The 18,849-nt window shown below is 34.5% G+C and carries 19 protein-coding genes; 17 read left to right on the plus strand and 2 right to left on the minus strand.

Going from position 1 to position 18,849, the window contains the following annotated elements:
• Nucleotides 1-6: 6 nt before the first annotated feature.
• The 4 genes from carB (at nt 7) to CLLU_RS11730 (ending at nt 6,337) form a co-directional block, all read left to right on the plus strand.
• Nucleotides 7-3,228 carry a carbamoyl-phosphate synthase large subunit gene (gene carB / locus CLLU_RS11715; RefSeq protein WP_106009973.1) on the plus strand — a complete coding sequence of 1,074 codons (3,222 nt, stop codon included), beginning with the start codon at nt 7-9 and terminating at the stop codon, nt 3,226-3,228.
• 57 nt (nt 3,229-3,285) lie between these two features.
• The gene (locus CLLU_RS11720) at nt 3,286-4,125 is read left to right on the plus strand and encodes an alpha/beta hydrolase family protein (RefSeq protein WP_106009974.1); all 840 of its coding nucleotides are present in this window, start codon (nt 3,286-3,288) and stop codon (nt 4,123-4,125) included.
• 84 nt (nt 4,126-4,209) lie between these two features.
• A complete protein-coding gene (locus tag CLLU_RS11725; protein WP_106009975.1) occupies nt 4,210-5,127 on the plus strand; it encodes a M15 family metallopeptidase in 918 nt (305 codons plus the stop codon).
• Between the two features lie 112 nt (nt 5,128-5,239).
• On the plus strand, nt 5,240-6,337 hold the full coding sequence (locus CLLU_RS11730) for an amidase domain-containing protein (RefSeq protein WP_106009976.1): 1,098 nt from the start codon (nt 5,240-5,242) through the stop codon (nt 6,335-6,337).
• Nucleotides 6,338-6,357: 20 nt separating this feature from the next.
• Here CLLU_RS11730 and CLLU_RS11735 read toward each other — a convergent pair whose 3' ends face one another.
• Complete coding sequence (locus tag CLLU_RS11735; RefSeq protein WP_106009977.1) at nt 6,358-7,023, minus strand: FMN-dependent NADH-azoreductase; 666 nt, start codon at nt 7,021-7,023, stop codon at nt 6,358-6,360.
• Between the two features lie 272 nt (nt 7,024-7,295).
• On the opposite strand from CLLU_RS11735, the gene CLLU_RS11740 reads away from it, so the two are divergent.
• From CLLU_RS11740 to CLLU_RS11800, 13 genes are all read left to right on the plus strand, one after another.
• Nucleotides 7,296-7,751, plus strand: a complete 456-nt coding sequence (locus CLLU_RS11740) for an MBL fold metallo-hydrolase (RefSeq protein ID WP_106009978.1) — start codon at nt 7,296-7,298, stop codon at nt 7,749-7,751.
• A gap of 153 nt (nt 7,752-7,904) precedes the next feature.
• Nucleotides 7,905-8,261 (plus strand): GntR family transcriptional regulator, encoded by a 357-nt coding sequence (locus tag CLLU_RS11745; protein WP_106009979.1) that lies wholly within the window; start codon nt 7,905-7,907, stop codon nt 8,259-8,261.
• Between the two features lie 14 nt (nt 8,262-8,275).
• Nucleotides 8,276-8,971, plus strand: a complete 696-nt coding sequence (locus tag CLLU_RS11750; RefSeq protein ID WP_106009980.1) for an ABC transporter ATP-binding protein — start codon at nt 8,276-8,278, stop codon at nt 8,969-8,971.
• Nucleotides 8,971-9,786 (plus strand): hypothetical protein, encoded by an 816-nt coding sequence (locus CLLU_RS11755; RefSeq protein ID WP_106009981.1) that lies wholly within the window; start codon nt 8,971-8,973, stop codon nt 9,784-9,786. The genes CLLU_RS11750 and CLLU_RS11755 overlap by 1 nt, the downstream gene beginning before the upstream one ends.
• A 234-nt stretch (nt 9,787-10,020) precedes the next feature.
• Nucleotides 10,021-10,287, plus strand: a complete 267-nt coding sequence (locus CLLU_RS11760) for a 4CSP family protein (RefSeq protein ID WP_106009982.1) — start codon at nt 10,021-10,023, stop codon at nt 10,285-10,287.
• A gap of 216 nt (nt 10,288-10,503) precedes the next feature.
• Nucleotides 10,504-11,184, plus strand: a complete 681-nt coding sequence (locus CLLU_RS11765; RefSeq protein WP_106009983.1) for a response regulator transcription factor — start codon at nt 10,504-10,506, stop codon at nt 11,182-11,184.
• A complete protein-coding gene (locus tag CLLU_RS11770) occupies nt 11,184-12,710 on the plus strand; it encodes a sensor histidine kinase (protein WP_106009984.1) in 1,527 nt (508 codons plus the stop codon). Before CLLU_RS11765 ends, CLLU_RS11770 begins: the two co-directional genes overlap by 1 nt.
• Before the next feature lie 191 nt (nt 12,711-12,901).
• Complete coding sequence (locus CLLU_RS11775; protein WP_106009985.1) at nt 12,902-14,806, plus strand: LTA synthase family protein; 1,905 nt, start codon at nt 12,902-12,904, stop codon at nt 14,804-14,806.
• Between the two features lie 396 nt (nt 14,807-15,202).
• Nucleotides 15,203-15,691, plus strand: coding sequence for a metal-dependent transcriptional regulator (locus CLLU_RS11780; RefSeq protein ID WP_106009986.1), 489 nt, complete (start codon nt 15,203-15,205; stop codon nt 15,689-15,691).
• A 109-nt stretch (nt 15,692-15,800) separates the two neighbouring features.
• Nucleotides 15,801-16,070: a hypothetical protein gene (locus CLLU_RS11785; RefSeq protein ID WP_106009987.1), complete on the plus strand. Its 270-nt coding sequence runs from the start codon at nt 15,801-15,803 to the stop codon at nt 16,068-16,070.
• A gap of 73 nt (nt 16,071-16,143) precedes the next feature.
• Nucleotides 16,144-16,650, plus strand: coding sequence for a MogA/MoaB family molybdenum cofactor biosynthesis protein (locus tag CLLU_RS11790; protein WP_106009988.1), 507 nt, complete (start codon nt 16,144-16,146; stop codon nt 16,648-16,650).
• A gap of 3 nt (nt 16,651-16,653) precedes the next feature.
• Nucleotides 16,654-17,142, plus strand: a complete 489-nt coding sequence (gene moaC / locus CLLU_RS11795; protein ID WP_106009989.1) for a cyclic pyranopterin monophosphate synthase MoaC — start codon at nt 16,654-16,656, stop codon at nt 17,140-17,142.
• A gap of 30 nt (nt 17,143-17,172) precedes the next feature.
• On the plus strand, nt 17,173-17,616 hold the full coding sequence (locus CLLU_RS11800; RefSeq protein ID WP_106009990.1) for an MOSC domain-containing protein: 444 nt from the start codon (nt 17,173-17,175) through the stop codon (nt 17,614-17,616).
• Nucleotides 17,617-17,716: 100 nt separating this feature from the next.
• Here CLLU_RS11800 and CLLU_RS11805 read toward each other — a convergent pair whose 3' ends face one another.
• The gene (locus CLLU_RS11805; protein ID WP_106009991.1) at nt 17,717-18,730 is read right to left on the minus strand and encodes an AI-2E family transporter; all 1,014 of its coding nucleotides are present in this window, start codon (nt 18,728-18,730) and stop codon (nt 17,717-17,719) included.
• Nucleotides 18,731-18,849 lie beyond the last annotated feature (119 nt).

The following is an 18,849-nucleotide window of genomic DNA, read 5'->3' on the forward strand; positions in this document are numbered from 1 at the left end:
GATATAATGCCGTTAAGAGAAAACTTGAAGAAGGTTTTGATAATAGGATCGGGTCCTATAATAATAGGTCAGGCTGCAGAATTCGATTATTCAGGAACACAGGCTTGTGAGGCTATAAAAAAAGAGGGCATAGAGACAATTCTCGTAAACAGCAATCCTGCAACTATAATGACGGACAAGAATATTGCAGATAAGACCTATATAGAACCTTTGACTGTTGAATCGTTGGAGGCAATAATAGCAAAAGAAAGACCGGATGGTGTCCTGGCGGGTTTTGGTGGACAGACAGCTCTGAATTTGGCCATGGAACTGAATCAGGCTGGAATTTTGAAAAAGTATAATGTGGAGTTGCTTGGAATAAAGGTGGAATCCATAAAAAATGCAGAGGACAGGAAGAGCTTTAAAGATCTTATGGAGGAAATAGACGAGCCTATAGCAGTTAGTACCATAGCTACTAATTTGGATGAATGCAAGGAATTTTTAAGTAAAATCAGTCTGCCTATTATAATAAGGCCTGCCTATACTCTGGGAGGTACCGGTGGAGGAATTGCAAACAATTATGAAGAATATCTGGAAATATGCAAAAATGGTTTGGAGGAAAGTCCTATAACCCAGATACTTCTGGAACAGAGTCTGGCTGGATGGAAAGAACTGGAATATGAAATAATGAGGGATAAAAAGGACAACTGCATGGTAGTGTGCAACATGGAAAATATTGATCCTGTAGGTATACACACGGGAGACAGCATAGTGGTGGCACCTTCCCAGACGCTGAGTGACAGAGAATATCAGATGCTGAGAAGATCTGCTATCAAGATAATAAGAACTTTGAAAATAGAAGGCGGGTGCAATATACAATTCGCACTGGATCCGAAGAGCAACAGGTATATGGTAATAGAAGTGAATCCAAGAGTGAGCAGATCAAGTGCACTGGCATCCAAAGCTGCGGGATATCCCATAGCCAAGATTGCAGCTAAAATTGCAATTGGTTATACTCTGGATGAATTGAAAAACTATGTCACGGGAAATTCCAGCGCCCTTTTCGAGCCTGCTCTTGATTATTGTGTGGTTAAAATGCCTAAATGGCCTTTTGATAAATTCAAGACTGCAGACAGAGTGTTAAAGACCCAGATGAAGGCCACAGGGGAAGTTATGGCTATAGACAGGAGTTTTGAAAGCGCTCTTTTAAAAGCGGTGATAAGTCTTGAAGGCAAGATAATAGGACTGCAGCTGGACAAACTGGAAAAGCTCAGTGTACAGGAGATTATTGATAAATTGAACATGCAGGATGATGAGAGGCTGTTTGCCCTGGCTGAAGCTCTGAGAAAGGGAATGAGCGTGGATGAGCTTCATAAAATAACTAAGATAGACAAGTGGTTTATAAATAGAATAAACAATATAATAGATATGGAAAATCAATTGCTTGACAATGTTCCCAGTGTGGATGCCATACAACAGGCTGAAATAATGGGATTTACAGATAAATATATATGCAAGCTTCTGGGTATGAAACTGGAGGATCTTAAAAAGCTTAAGGAAGTCAACAGAATCCGGGTGGTATACAAGATGGTGGATACCTGCAGCGGAGAGTTTCAGGCAAAGACTTCCTACTATTATTCCTGCTATGATCTGGAAAATGACAATATAGTATCTGGAGACAAGAAGATACTTGTAATAGGTTCCGGGCCCATCAGAATAGGTCAGGGTATAGAATTTGACTACTGCTGTGTAAATGGAGTGTGGGCAATAAAGAAGTCGGGATACCAGGCTATTATAGTAAATAATAATCCGGAGACTGTAAGTACTGATTTTGATATTTCAGATAAACTGTATTTTGATCCACTGTATATAGATGATGTGATGAATGTGATAAATGAAGAAAAGGTTGATGGAGTCATAGTTCAATTTGGAGGACAGACGGCTTTGAATCTATCCAAAAAATTAAACGAGATGGGAGTGAAATTACTGGGAACTTCCTTTGAATCCATAGATCTGGCGGAGGACAGGGAAAAGTTCAGAGTGCTTCTTAAAAAATTGAATATTGATTCTCCCATAGGTGGTTCGGTAACCAGTCTTGAAGAAGCAGATGCATTGGTTTCTGAAATAGGCTATCCTGTAATTGTAAGACCTTCCTATGTAATAGGCGGAAGAGCCATGAAGGTTGTATACAATCACGAGGAATTATCTCAGTACTTAAAAGATGCGGTAAATCTATCAAAAGAATATCCTGTACTTGTTGATAAATATATATTGGGCAGAGAGATAGAAGTGGATGCCATATCTGATGGACAGAATCTGGTAATTCCGGGAATAATGGAGCATATAGAGAGAACTGGAGTACATTCCGGGGACAGTATTGCAGTGTATCCGGCAAATGATCTACCTGATGATGTATTGAAAAAAATAGAGGACTATACGGTAAAAATAGCCAGAAGGTTAAATGTAAAAGGACTTTTAAATGTACAGTATGCTTTTGATGGAGACAAGGTATATGTGATAGAGGTAAATCCAAGAGCTTCCAGAACCGTGCCCATATTAAGCAAGGTTACGGATATACCCATGGTGGAAATAGCCGTACAGATTATGCTTGGCAAGAAAATAAAGGATTTTGGATATAGGCAGGATGAATATAAGTTCAGCAGTATTTATGCTGTGAAGATGCCTGTATTCTCCAGCAAAAAATTACCAGGGGTGGATGTGGCTCTGGGACCTGAGATGAAATCCACAGGAGAAGTCCTGGGAGTTGATCTATACAAGAATAAAGCTATATACAAATCATTTAAAGCAGCAGGAATTGAGATTCTGCAAAATGGAAATCTTTATGTTTCCATAAATGACAGGGACAAATACAGTTCACTGCCGGTAATAAAAAAATACAGCCAACTGGGATTTAATATCTCTGCTTCTGCTGGAACTTATAGATTTTTAGAGCAAAATGGGGTAAAATGTAGTGAAATTGATATAGAAAATGCAGTAGAATACATCAAAGAAGATAAAATAGATATAGTGCTGAATATACCAACTCAGGGATACGACAGTAAAAAACCCGGTTTTGAGCTGAGACATACTGCCCTGGCTCATGACAAAGTGATCTTTACCTGTGTTGATACAGCTAATGCATATATTGAAGCTGTATTAGTGGAAAAAAATGGTGAGAATATAGAATATAAGACCATGGAAGAGTATCTGAGGAAAAGATCCGATAATAGAAAATTTGTCCGTATATGAGTGAAAGGTACTAACTCTATAATTGTCTCACAAGAATTTGGGAGGTAAAGTGATAATATGAATTTTAAAGCTATATGTGAAGATCCACAGGAGTTAGATGAAAATTATCCTGCAATGGTACAGGGAGTTTACTATGACAGCAAGGGATCCAAAATTATGGGAATAATGCATGTTGCTCAGGGTTTGGGGCCTCATGCAACAATAATTTTATTGCATGGATTTCCAGGGTATGAACAAAATTTTGATCTTGCCCATGTGCTGCTTAGAAGCGGCTATAATGTGCTGATATTCCACTATAGGGGCAGCTGGGGAAGTCAGGGGGATTATTCCATAAACCATGCGCTGGAAGATGTGGAATCTTCAATTGACTTTTTGAAATCCAGTTTTGCCAGGGAACGTTATAGGGTTGACAGTAAAAAAATAATTTTGATTGGGCACAGTCTGGGAGGGTTTAGTGCTTTCATGACTGCAGCAAATCATCCGGAAATCAAGTTGGTGGGATGCATTGCGGGGTTTAATTTTGGACTTTATGGAAAAAAACTCTGCAATGATAAATTTTTAATTGAAAAAGCCATGAAAGAATGGGGCGAAGCAGTTGTGTTTCTCAATGGACTGACCGTCAGAAATTTTATAGAAAATATCATAGAAAACAGGGACAAGTGGAATCTGCTTAATATATCGGAAGGATTGAAAAATCATTTTCTATTGATGGTTGGAGGCAAAAAGGATGCAATAGCACCTTTAGAAGATCACTATAGGCCGCTGGCAAAAGTGTTGGAGGAGAAAGATATTGATGTTAGAGAGGTAATATTGGATGGGGATCATTCTTTTTCCGCAAAAAGAATAGTTCTTGCCAAGGAAGTGCTCAGCTGGCTTCATGAACAAAAAATTAATTAAATTCAGATGTATAAACTGAATATATGTACATAAAATAAATCCGAAAATTGGGTGAGTTAGGATTGAATTGGAGTGATTTATTTTATGAAAAAAAATGTGATTAAAGCAGTGACTCTGGCTGTATTTTTTTGTATGTGCCTTCAGGTACCTGTAAAATCCGTTTCCAGTGAGTATAATTATGGCATTGAGGAAAAACAGGATATCCTGTGTCTTATGATGGCCTATCCGGAATATATCACGGATGTGGAAAAGGACAACAGCGGCAGTGTGTATATAGTCATGAAGTCCGGTAAAAAAATTTTGTATGATGATAAAAAAGACAAAAATTTTCAGCAAAAATTTCAGAATCCGGATTTACAGGATATGATGGAGCAGCCTTATCCATTGGGAGCTGTGGATGGGGCGGCGGAAAAAGATTGTGATCCTGGAAGGATTAGGGTTTACTCTCTTTTAAAAGAGGTTTACGGCGGCAATAGAAGTTCTGTGGAATCAAATTTGAAGATGGCAGATTTGGGATACAGGAGATTTCAGTTCAATGGAAACAATAGAGCTTCAATATCTCTTGAAAATGCAATGAAGGAGCTTGTGCCTATTTCACGAAATAGAGGGGATATTTCAAAATGCCTGTTTCCAAGCAGTGGAACTTTCAATTACAGGTGTATTTCAGGAACAGGTATGCTGAGCCCGCATTCCTTTGGAATAGCTATTGATCTTGCCAGAGATAGGAGGGATTACTGGAAGTGGGTGCCCAGGGAAGAGGGAAGCCTGAGAATAAGAGAATATCCCAGAGAAATTGTAGAAATATTTGAAAAGAATAATTTTGTATGGGGAGGAAAATGGAGCCATTTTGATACGCTGCATTTTGAATACAGGCCGGAAATAATTCTAAAGGCCAGATATTTTGGAAATAAAAAATCAAAGGGCAGTTGTTGGTATGAGGGTGTTCCTCTCCAAAATGAACTGATAAAAAACTGTATTGAAAAAATAGATAAAAAATTATAGTGGAGATTTTGTAATAAATATGAAGCTTTTATTAAAATTTACAGAGTGATTATGATTTCGATTGGGTATAATAAGTTTACAAATTATATAGATTGTATGAGGAGTATGGCTTATGAAACATTTCCCAATAAAGAAAGTTTTAAAAATTTTAATGGTAATTTCAGTTATATTTTTTATCTGTCCCTTTGATAACATACAAGGGGAAGAAATTGATGAAAAAAATGAGATCATAAATTCTGTAAAAAAAATATTTGAAGATAGAAATGAAGCTATATTAAATGGAAACTTGAAACTCATAGAGTCCAATTATGATAAAAACACCAGATATGGTACCTGGGCCTATGAACACGAAGAAAAAAAAATGAAATACCTGAAAAACTGGGAAGAAAAGCAGGGAGTGAAATTTATTGAAATCACACCTGATATAGTAGTCAAGAGAGTTAGGAAAAGTGAGGACAAATTTTCTGTGAATTTAATATGTTCTACGGAATATAAATATATATACACAGATGCGCCAAAATCCATAAACAGCTGCAGAATAGGAACTTCACATGTACTGAATATGAAGAAAAAAGATGAAAGGTGGATTATTACCAAGGAGTGGTATAAGGATCCCTTCGCAGATTCTTTAAATCTGGATAATTTAAAGGCTGATTCTGTAAAACAGTATATATTGTCTCAAGGCAAAAGGGATTTTTCCAGTATGCCGGACGGGAGAAAGTCCTCCGTGGAATATGCAGACAGATACTGTGGAATAGCTTCGGGAAAAAAATATGGATATACCTATAACAAGAAATATAGGAATTATAATTCCCGGGGTGGTGACTGTGCCAATTTTGCATCTCAGGTGATGCATGAAGGTGGAAAATTCAGAAAAAATTCCAGCTGGAGCTATGATAGATCTGGAGCTACCAGTTCCTGGCTGAATGCAGATGGATTCAAAAATTATATGATATACAGCGGAAGGGCATCCGTTATAGCTCATGGGAGTTATGAAAAAGTATATAAAGCTGCCTACAAACTTCTTCCAGGGGATTTTATAGCATATGAAAAAAAAGGAGATATAACTCATATTTCTGTGGTGACAGGTGCGGATTCCAGAGGATATTCACTGGTGAGCTGTCATAATACAGATAGAAACAAGGTGCCCTGGGATCTGGGATGGAGCGATAAAAATATAAAATTTTGGCTTGTTCATGTAAATTACTAAGCCTGAACCTCAGATTCATCTTATACTGTTGAAGTATCTTTAGAAAATTTAGTTACCACATTTTCTATATCCTTTTGGCAATTTTCCAGGGCTTTATCAGTACCAATGGAAGATGTATCCGTACCTTCTATCAATATACTTTCAAATTTATTTATACCTAGGAATTTAAACACATCCCTGAAATAATTAATGGCGTGGTTGAATTTGGAACTGAATATTTTAGGATAGATTTCTCCACAGGATTGAATATAAACCATGTTGCGGATTTTATCATCCAGGAGTCCCACTGCATCTTCCCCGGATATTTTGATTATTTTGTCATTTACCATAATGCAGTCCAAATATGACTTTAGTCTTGAAGGGCAGCTCAAGCTCCACATGGGAGCTGCTATTACATAGGTATCTGCACTCAAAAATTGATCACAGAGTGCATTTATTCTATCTACTTTTTTTTTATCCTCTTCTGACAAACTATTGTAGATATCCCCGGAAACCAGCTGTCCCCTGCCGATGAATATTCTGTGATTTATTTCAGGAATATTTTCATTGTATAAGTCCAGTTCTTCTACAGCATAATTGTTTTGGTTTTTAGATATAAAATTGTTTATGAAGCGCCTTCCTGCGGTTTTGCTCGCAGATGCATCTTCAGGTTTTGTATTTGCAGTAATGTACAATAACTTTTTCAATTCTATGCCTCCCGATAAAAAATATTTAATGCTGTTCTGTAAATTATTCTTAGCATATAATTTTAATTTATACTATTTATTCCATCAAAATTTTTATAGATAACATATATGGGTGCTGCATTGTGCAGCATCCATTTTGTCATTTGCCAAATGATTTTTCGTATTCAGGCAGAATTTGCTTATTTGGATAAATAAGCTCTGGATGCATAAATTGATAAAAGAAGGATATGCTACAAAAAGGATATTGTTTTACTAACGGAATTAGGAGGAAAATGGCATTGTTTAAATTGAGTAAAACCCAGAAATTAACAGGAAACATATATGTAGTGAGAACATTAATTTCTAATTTCTTTATATATTCTGATTGTGAAAACACCATATGTTTTAATACAGGATTTATGCCGTCTATTATAAGAAAAGAATTAAAAAAAATAGATATTTATCCTCAATCAGTTTCCGGTGTATTTTTGACCTATCCTAATTTTTACCATATTGGAGGTATAAAGCTGTTTAAAAATGCGGATATATACTTTTCGTCAGATATATTAACGGATAAATTTGAAAACAGATATTTCCATATTGGCAATACCATGAATGCGAGTTGTAAAAAACTCAAGGACGGGGATATAGTGAATATTGGCAAGGTAAAAATAAAATCTGTTGTATTCCCTGGACACAAAAAAGGGGTTATTTCTTACATAGTCAACGATAGTATTCTATTTGTATAAAATACATTCAAAAATATTATTTATTTAATTGAAAATGAAATAAATAATTTATGGACAAACAGTGTGTACGATATATAGATTGACATTACTAAAGAACTAGTGTATTATAATAATAGGACACTAAGATTAATAATTCCATGTGGAGGTGAAAAAATGGAAGCTGAATTTGATCCCAATATACCCATATATATTCAAATAATGAATACTATAAAGATGAAAATAATAAGTGAAGAGTTAAAACCAGAAGACAAACTATCTTCTGTAAGGGAGATGTCTGTAAAACTTAAGGTCAATCCCAATACTATTCAGAGAGCCTATCAGGAGCTTGAAAGGCAAGGCATTACTTACAAGAAAAGGGGCATGGGTACCTTTGTAAGCGGGGATATATCCATGATAGAAAGGCTGAAGGAAGAAATGGCGGATGACATACTCCGTGTTTTTATAAAAAGTATGAAGGATCTGGGATTTTCACCAGAAGAAATAGTTGAAGCTGTAAAAGAAAATATATAGGAGGATATTTGAAAATGGAAACAATACTGAAATGTACTGATTTAAAAAAATCCTATTTTAGAAAAGTTGCTTTAAATGGACTTGATTTAGAAATTAAGAGAGGAAAGATAATGGGACTTTTAGGTCCAAATGGAAGTGGAAAAACCACTTTTTTGAAGATAACAGCTGGGATATTAAGTCCAAGTTCTGGAGAAATACTTATAAATGGAAACAAGCCAGGGACAAAAACGAAAGCTCAAGTTTCATATCTGCCTGACAGGGATTATCTGTACAAGTGGATGAGAATAAGTGATGCTGTAGACTTTTTTAAAGATATGTATGATGATTTTGACGGAGAAAAGGCAGAAGAACTGCTGAAGTTCATGGATCTAAATGAGGACAGCAGAGTGAGGGAACTGTCCAAGGGTATGAGTGAAAAGCTGTATCTTACATTGGTGCTTTCAAGGAAATCACAGCTTTATGTGCTGGACGAACCTCTAGGGGGAGTGGATCCTACTACCAGAGAAAAAATATTAGATGCAATACTCAAAAATTATACAGAGAGCAGTTCCATACTGATAACTACACATTTGGTGAGTGATATTGAAAGATTATTTGACGATGTGGCTTTTATATCCGAAGGCAGGATAATATTATCTGGAAATGCGGAAGAGCTCAGATCGGAAAAGAAAATGTCCATAGATGAAATATACAGGGAGGTGTTCAAGTAATGTTTAAATTTATAAAATATGATCTTCAGGGATGCTTCAAGGATTTTATAATAATGATCTGTACTATAATAATTTTAAATATACTGCTGTTTACAAGAATAAATGTATGGGAACCACAGCTTATAGTTTTCTTGAATCTTGCCATAAGCTTTGCAGCAGGCATAGTGATTATAATATGGAATATAAGGCTGTTCAGCAGGGATATATATGAGGATACCGCATATCTTGTCTTTACTACACCTAAAAGCGGCGGGAATATATTGATGAACAAGATCATTACAGCTATCCTGCAGAACCTTATAATATCCTTCTTTTTAGTGGCATTTACAGCTATTTTGATTCAAATGCTGAAGCTTACCCAGGGATTTGTACTTGATACAGGAATATCTTTCAGCCAGATTTTCAGTGCTGTAACTCCACAATTTATAGTATATTCCATATTGGTGCTGTTTATAGTATATATTTCATTTTTGCTTACTGTATATTTATCTCTGGCATTGGGCAGAGTTGCCATTAAAAATAGAAAGTTAGGCAAAATAGGCACCTTTGGTATATTTGTAGTACTGTGCATCATACAGGCCAAAATAGAAGACCTTCTTTCCAGTGCTTTTCCCCAGGGCTTTATGCTGAGAATATTTAACTTTGACAATGCAGGACCGGCGATAAAAAGTACAGTGAATACTTTTACTAATTCAAATAGTATTTTTTTGTCGGGAGTCAGTCTGAATATAGCTGAGCTCACTGTATCCCTGATTTTTATTGCAGCCATGTTCTACGCTACGGCCTATCTTATAGAAAATAAATTGGATTTGTAATTTCAATTTATCCGAATGCTACCACTGCTGATACTTCCACGCACTCTGTGAAAGCGACTGTCACCAAATCAAAGATTCAGGACATCTGCTTTTCTCAAAGTTGGAGATAAGCACTGCTATGTACCGCATAAGTTCTTCTGCTGTAAAATGCATTTTATTAAAAATAATTTAAAATATTGAAGGATTTACCTGGAAAGGAGAGAATATAGAATATAGAGAGGGGTTGGTCATATCATGGGGAAAATACATGTTTCGAAATCACAGTTAATAAAAGATAAAACCGATAAAATTGAAAAGATATTTGGAGGTTTGAAGGAAAATTCCAGTTTGGAGAAATTTATAGAAATATTTAAGCAGAATTATCCTGAAGACTGGAATAGAATAGTGGAACGCTATGATGATCATAAAAAATTGAGAAAAAAGGGGAAAAATTATCCTATGCCTGAGCCTAAAAAATATCTTGAGCATATCTACAGTGATTACCTTAATAAAAAAAGTTGAGGATTTGCAGTATTAAAAGGGGTTATCTTTAAATAAAAGGTAGCCTTTTTTAATACAATGATTTTTCGTCAGTGCTGTACAAATTATTTTATTTCTTATATTATATATTATATTAAAACAAAATGAATAGAGTAAATTGTAAAATGGAGGATGTAAATACTAAATGGATTGTGCTTGGTATTTTATAAAAAATAATATATATAGGGGATTATATAAATGAATAAAACTATTTTAATGGTGGATGATGAACAGAGAATGAGAGTCCTTATAGAGGCATACCTGAAAAAGGAGGGGCTGAATGTTATTTTGGCGGAAAATGGTTGGGATGCACTTGAAAAATTCAAGGTGAACCAGGTGGATTTAGTAGTACTTGATATAATGATGCCTGTAATGGATGGATGGTCAACTTGTAAAGAACTTAGGAAAATTTCAAATGTTCCCATAATAATGCTTACTGCCAGAGCTGAAGACGAAGATCAACTTTTGGGATTTCAGTTGGGAACGGACAGCTATGTAACTAAACCTATAAGCCCTAAAATTCTGGTGGCTAAGATAAAGGCACTTTTGAGAAGAACTTATTATGATGAAGACAATTCTGCAAAAGAAAACAGCTATGGTGGAATTTTCGTAGATGAAGAGGGACATGAGGTGAAGGTGGATGGAGAAACCGTGTATCTTTCACCAAAAGAATTTGAACTGCTGTGCTATTTGATAAAAAACAAGAACATAGTTTTAAGCAGGGAAAAAATTTTGGATTCTATATGGGGATTGGACTACTATGGGGATCTGAGAACAGTAGATACCCACGTTAAGAGATTAAGAGAAAAATTGGGGGTTAAATCTTATCTGATAGCCACAGTCAGGGGAGTAGGCTATAAATTTGAGGTAAAAAAATAATGAAGGAAAAAAATATTTTTTGGGGAAATAAATATATACTCAAAATACGTAAAAATATAACATGGAAATTATTTGTAATAACTTCTTTAGTATTTATAATTTTCATCAGTGGTACATTAATATTTCAATCCCTGTTTTTTGGAAAATTTTATATAAACAAGAAGGAGAGAAATATGCAGGGTGAAACCCAAAAATTTAAAACCGCCTATAATAAAATAGGAGAACAAGATGCTGTAGTAGAGCTGATAAGAAAATTTGAAGAGGACAATAATGCCAAAATAGTTATAATGGATAAAACCGGAAAAATAAAATTCATAACAAAATTGAATAATGAGGGATATGATGCGGTTAGGATAAAGATCATAAATGATATTATAGTGAGATGGACTGAAGATTCCGATCTGCTCAGTGATATGAAAAAATACAATAAGCCTTTGACTATTATTGCAGACAGGGAAATCAATGGAACAAAGAATATTGTCACAGCTGTTCCGGATAATAGCAAGGAGGAAATAATATTTGCAGTTACCTCCCTTCAGCCTGTAGATGAAGCATCTTCTGTAATAAAAGAGTTTTATTTGTATTTTTATATAGGCGCAGTGATATTGATTTTGATACTCTCTTTGATATATACAAACATGGTCTCAAAACCACTTGTTGAACTGAATGATACCGCAAAAAAGATGGCATCTCTTGATTTTTCTGAAAAATGCACTGTTAAAAGTGAAGATGAAATAGGAAATTTGGCAAATACACTGAATTTTTTATCCTGCAATCTGGATAATGCTTTGACATCTCTTAAGAAAGCCAATATAAAGTTGGAGAAAGATATAGAGAGGGAAAGAGAAATAGAGAAGATAAGAAAAGAATTTGTAGCTGCAGTTTCCCATGAGCTTAAAACTCCTATAAATCTCATAGAAGGTTATGCAGAGGGCTTGAGGGATAATATATTTAAATCTGAGGAAAAAGATTATTATATTGATATCATAATAGATGAGAGCAATAAAATGGCAAACCTGGTGGCAGATATGCTGAACCTTTCACATCTTGAATCGGGAAAGCTTAAATTAGACAAAGAAATATTCTTCATGGATGAACTTATAGTTTCCGTCTCCAAGAAATTCTTAAAAATTATGAAGGACAAGAATATAACAGTTAATTTTAAAATGGTGAAGCAGGTTAAAGTGAATGCAGATTGGAACAGGATGGAGCAGGTTATAGATAATTTTACTACTAATGCTATAAAAAATACTGAACAAGGTGGAACTATAAATTTTTCCATAGTGGATAGCGGGAACAGAGCTGTTGTATCTGTAGAAAATACCGGAAAAAAGATACCAGAGAAGGATATAAATAAAATATGGGATAATTTTTATAAAATAGATAAATCCAGAAATAGGGATCTGGGTGGTACTGGTGTTGGTCTTGCCATAGTAAAAAATATATTGAAACTCCATGGATATGAATATGGTGTTAGAAACACGGATAATGGTGTGGAATTCTATTTTTCAATGGATAAAGTATAAAATAATTTTTAAATTAATTCAGATGGAGTTGTCCATAAGAATGTTTTACCTGCATTGTTCTTAGAAAAATTTAAGTTTGTTAACAGAATATTAACAAACTTGCCATTTAAGTGTCACGTAAGTACTGTAAAATCTATTTTAAGAATTTAACATGGATTTTACAGTACTTACTTTAGAAAAGGGGAAACAAAATGACGATTGCAGGTGTAAAAAACAATAAAAATAAAGTATTAGGTAAAATATTTAATTTATTGTTTAACAATATAGATATTGTGATATTTTGTATTATAGTTTATATAAAGCTTATGTCCTATGAAAAGGACATATCTACGGGTTATCTGGATCATTCTGTAATTTTTCCAATAGCTGCATCAATATTGATATTGGCTAGTTTTTCATTTCTTTTTAAGGGGAAAAACAGAATCAGTTTCTTGTATATAGCCGATATTGTATTGAGCATAATGCTTATAGCCGATTTGATGTATTACAGGTATTTTAAAGATATCACAACAGTAGCTGCTATAAGGAATGCCAAATTGTTACAGGGGGTTTCCTCCAGCGTGGGAAGTGTGGCAAGTGTTAAGGATCTCTACTATGTAGTAGATCTGTTTGTTCTGCTTCCTCTGACCAGAATATATAAAAAGAGGAGAAATAACGTAATTTCACTGCCTAAAAGATTAGTGAGTTTTATAATAGTACTTGCAGTAGGAGTTGGAATTAATGCCTGTGCTTTTTACAGGGTTTCCAAGGAGCAGCCTACACTGCTTACGGCTATGAGCAACAGAATATATTTGACCAACATGATAGGAAATATAAATTTTCATCTGGTGGATTCCTATAATTATATAAGCAACAGCATTAAGAATTCAAAAGAATTGCCTGAGGAAAGATTAAAGGCCATCAAGACCTTTCTGCAGGAAAATAACAAAACTACAGAGGAAAACAATTTTAAAGGCATAGGAGAGGGAAAGAATCTTATTGTAATTCAAGTGGAAGCACTGCAGGGTTTTGTGATAAATCAGAAAGTAAATGGACAAGAGATAACTCCGAATTTGAATAGATGGGTAAATAAAAGCATGTACTTTGACAATTATTTTTATCAGGTTGCAGGTGGAAATACATCAGATGCAGAGTTTATGTCCAATAATTCACTTTATCCGGCACAATCGGGCGCTGCCTATTACACCTACAGCGGAAACAAATACGATTCTCTGGCAAGCTCCCTAAAGGACAAAAATTATTATACTGCAGCTTTACACGGTAACAGCGAGGGATTCTGGAATAGAAATGTAATGTATAAAGCTCAAAGTTTTGATGATTTTTTTGGAGAACATAGTTTTAATGTAGATGAAAAAATAGGCTTAGGATTGAGTGATAAATCCTTTTTGAATCAATCCCTGGAAAAGATGAAAAGTTTTAAGCAGCCCTACTATTCTTTTTTAGTTACACTAACAAGCCATTTTCCCTATGAGGCTGTGGATAAATATGGAGACTTTAATGTAGGTGAGTATGAAGGAACATTTATCGGGAATTATTTAAAAGCCATACATTATACTGATGAGCAGCTGGGACAATTTTTAGACAACCTTGAAAAAGAGGGAATCATGCAAAATTCAATTATAGCACTATATGGGGACCATTTTGCCATTCCTAAAGACAATGCCCAGCAGCTTTTTAAATTTGAAAATGAGAGCAGCAGCGATGATTATACCTGGTTTAAATACCAAAAGGTGCCTTTACTGCTTCATTTCCCGGGAGATGAATATGCAGGAGTAAATCACAAGTATACCTGCCAGATGGATCTATATCCTACTTTGGCTAATATGTATAATCTGCCTAGACAATATATGTTTGGTAAGGACATGCTAAATGGAGATAGTCAAAAGGTTATTTTCAGGAATGGTTCTTTTATAGATGGCGAGAATTTGTATGTATCCTGGTCTAACTCTTATTATGATTTGAAATCCGGTGCCAAAGTAAAAGAAACTGAAGAGCTTAAAAAGGAAAAGGATGAGTATACAAAAGAGCTTGGGTATTCAGACGATTTGCTGAATCATAATTTGATAAATGAGTTTAGCCAAAAAGAGCAAAAATGATATAACACAATTGATAATAAAAAGGGCCACATCCTAGTTGATTTTTCTATGATTATGATGTGGTGTTTTGTTTATTCCACAGGAAAATTGTAAATGCTGAAATAGAATATGTGGAAGACTTCGCGCATAGTATATAGTACATTAATTTATTCGAACTTTGATATTTGAATATAGTTTGAACCTAAAAATCACTTGATATGGCTGTGATGAGGAGGGAGTTTCATTTTTGAAACTGAAAATGAAGTATGCTTATAAAAAATATGTTGCAGGTCATTTTTGTCATATTTATATTTATTGTACCTTTTAGTTTAGTGATTATGATTTACTCTGATATAAAGGAGTTCATTGAGGAAATAAGAAATATTCATAAAAAATAGAAATTTATAGGAGAATGATATGACAGATGGAGATTTTTTTACTTTTAGTGAGTATATGAAAAAAGAATATGATGTTTTGACAGCATCCATGGAGGATTATTTAGAGATGACTTATAGGTTGGCACATAAAGAGGGATTTACCAGGATTCATGAACTGGCTGGGGCTTTGAATGTGCAACCTCCTTCAGCTACAAAGATGATACAAAAGCTTGCTGAACTGAATTTTATAAAATATGAGAAATATGGGATGATAACTCTCACAGAACAAGGCAAAAATATGGGACAATATTTGCTGAATAGACATAATATTGTGGAGAGCTTTTTAAAAGTTATCGGCATAACAAAAAATGTACTGGAACAGACGGAAAAAGTTGAGCATACCATAGATAACCAAACTGTGCTTCATTTAAAGGATTTTATAGAGTTTGTGCATACTAGGCCGGATGTTATTCGAGATTTTATAATATTCAAAGATAAGAAATCAATTATAAATAAAAATTCCAAATGAGGTGGAAGTAGTACTTTATTAAAAACTATTTTATGATATAATTAGTTTAAAATGAGAAAGTGATTTTTGGATTCAGACGAAAGTTTGACCATAAAGAAGGATGAATGATATGGATTTTGTATTTAAAAATTTTTCTTCAGTTTTAAAAATATTGCTGATTTTAATTGCTATTTTTATATTTATAAGAATAATACCTTTGCTGGTGGCAGTTGGGGTTGTTGTATTTGCTTGCTTTAAGGTAAAAAAATATTTGAAAAATAGAAAGATGAATAAATCTGTACACAGTCGCAAGAGCAATGCAGGGAAGGCTAAAAAGGATTCATTTGATTTTCATCATGGGAAGATTATAGATGTAGATTATGATGAAGTTGAAAAATAGTCGGTGCAGATGAAAAAGTAGCTTTGTTCTATGGATATGGTTGGGAAGGGAGTTGAAAACCTTTTAGGTTATTATGATAGAGACAGCTGTAATTACGATAAGTGATAAGGGTTCACAGGGAAAGAGAATTGATAGGACTGGACCTGAAATAGAAAATACGTTGGATAGATCTAAATATAATATTGCATATTATAGTATAATACCTGATGAAGTTGAGAAGATAGAAAAAGAACTGTGTTATGCCTGTGATGATCTGAAAGTGAATCTGGTACTTACAAATGGCGGCACAGGATTTTCACCTAGGGATGTTACTCCGGAAGCCACTTTGAAAGTTATAGAGAAAGATGTGCCCGGAATAGCAGAGGCCATGAGAATGAAATCTATGGAGATAACTCCAAAGGCCATGCTTTCCAGAGCAGTGTGCGGCATAAGAAAAAGTACATTGATTGTAAATTTACCAGGAAGTCCTAAGGGAGCAGTGGAAAATCTCCGGTTCATACTGCCTGCGCTGCCGCACGGTATTGATATATTGATGGGATGGGACTCTGAGTGTGCTGGAAAAATACAGGAAGGAGAATAGCTTATGGAACTGACTCATATAAATAAACAGGGCCGGGCAAGGATGGTGGATGTAAGTGAAAAAGAGAATACAAATAGGTGTGCCACAGCTGCAGCCTCCATATATATGAAGAAGGAAACTCTGTCTATCATATCAGAGGGAAAGGCCAAAAAGGGAGATGTACTTTCTGTGGCTCAGGTAGCAGGGATAATGGCTGCAAAAAATACCGCCAATATAATTCCAATGTGTCATTCTATAAATATAACAGGCTGCGACATAAAATTTACACTGGATTTTGAAAAATCCAAAATTGACATAGAAGCTTCTGCAAAAATTTCAGGCAAGACAGGAGTTGAGATGGAAGCATTGGTGGCAGCTAGTACAGCTGCTCTTACTATATATGACATGTGCAAAGCTGTGGACAGGGCCATGATAATATCAGATGTGATGCTGATTGAAAAAAGTGGAGGAAAATCTGGATTATTCAGGAGAGAAATCAGGAGAGAAATTTAGGTATATTTTCACGATGGAAGGGGAGAGACTATGGCTACAGTTATTTCAGTAAATATAAGTGAAAAGAAAGGTGAAATAAAAAGACCCATAGGAAGGGGAATGTTCAAACAAAACAATGGCTTGGAGGATGACGCCCATGCGGGAAACTGGCACAGACAGGTAAGCTTACTTGGAAAAGAGAGTATTGACAAGATGAAAGCCCTTGGAGTAAAAAATTTATCCAGCGGAAAATTTGCAGAAAATATCACTACAGAAGGTATTGTTTTATATGAGCTTCCAGTAGGAACCCTCCTTAAAGTAGGAGAGGTGATTATGGAAATTACGCAAATTGGGAAGGAATGCCACAGCGGGTGTGCCATACGAAAACAAGTTGGAGATTGTATCATGCCGCGAGAAGGGGTATTTGCCAAAGTGCTCAAGGATGGATGGATAAATGCAGGAGATTCCATAACTTTAATTAAATCACAGATATGAATGGGAATAAGTCATCAAAAAAGCTGCCTACATCAATTATTATGTAAAAATATTTTAAGTAAGAAGGCAGCACTTCATTTTGCAGTACAATAAATTGATCTTAAATTTTTACATCTAGAAGATCCAGTATAAACATAAATAGAGGTATTCCTATAAGAAGGCCCCACATGCCCATAAGATGCTCAGAAACTATTAACACTATAAAGGTAAAAAATATAGGGAGCTCCATCTTGGAAGACATTAATTTAGGATTTAAAATATAACTTTCTATAGCGTGAACTATTGCAATCATAATCAGCACATATAGCACTTTGGTGAGACCACCTATGCTGAAAGCGATAATACACAGCGGAACAAGGGATATTATCACTCCGGCTATTGGTATTAAACTCAATATGAATATCATGAATGCAATGGTTACTAATTGAGGAAAATTCAATATGTAAAGCATTATTACCGATATAATGGTATTGAAAAAAGCTATTAAAATTTGGGCTTGAATTACCTTTCCAAATGAATTCAAGAAGTTTTTACCAAAAAAACATATATATTCATATAACCCGGATATTTTGCTGTATTTGAATTTTTCCAGGAATGAAATAATCTTGTGCTTTTCCAGCATAAAGAACAAACTGAGCATTATTGAAATAAATGTATTGACACTCCATCTGCCTATATTTGCAGCAAGTTGTATGGATATATTGAATCCGGATTTCAGATAGCTTTTTATATCTATTTGTTCCAGCATATCCACTATGTAATTTTGAAATGTATTTGAAGAGGAACTTGATTTCAATTGAAAGTCAGATATATTATTTATTATATATTTACTTTGATTTACAAGCTGTGGAATTAGTTTTATAAAAATCAGTATTATAGACAGAAACAGCAGTACATATAGAACTATAGTGACTATTTTTTCCTTTGCCGGAGTTACTTTATTAAATTTTTTCAATATTAGATTTTGAAGGCTGTTTATTATATAGGAAAATAAGAAAGTAAGTAAAAATATATCGAATACAGATTGCGACCAGTAGAAAAAAGCTAATACGCCAATAAAAAAAAGTATTCTCTTTACAGATTCTTTTGAAAAAAATTCTCTCATGGAAGCCATATCATTCTCTCCTTAATGTATACCCTTAATTATAATATATTTTTTATAAACCTGCTGTCTATATGATATCATAAAATTGTAGTACATTCAGGAAATATTAAAGAAATTTTAAATATATT

The organism is Clostridium luticellarii, assembly GCF_002995845.1.
Taxonomy (GTDB): domain Bacteria; phylum Bacillota; class Clostridia; order Clostridiales; family Clostridiaceae; genus Clostridium_B; species Clostridium_B luticellarii.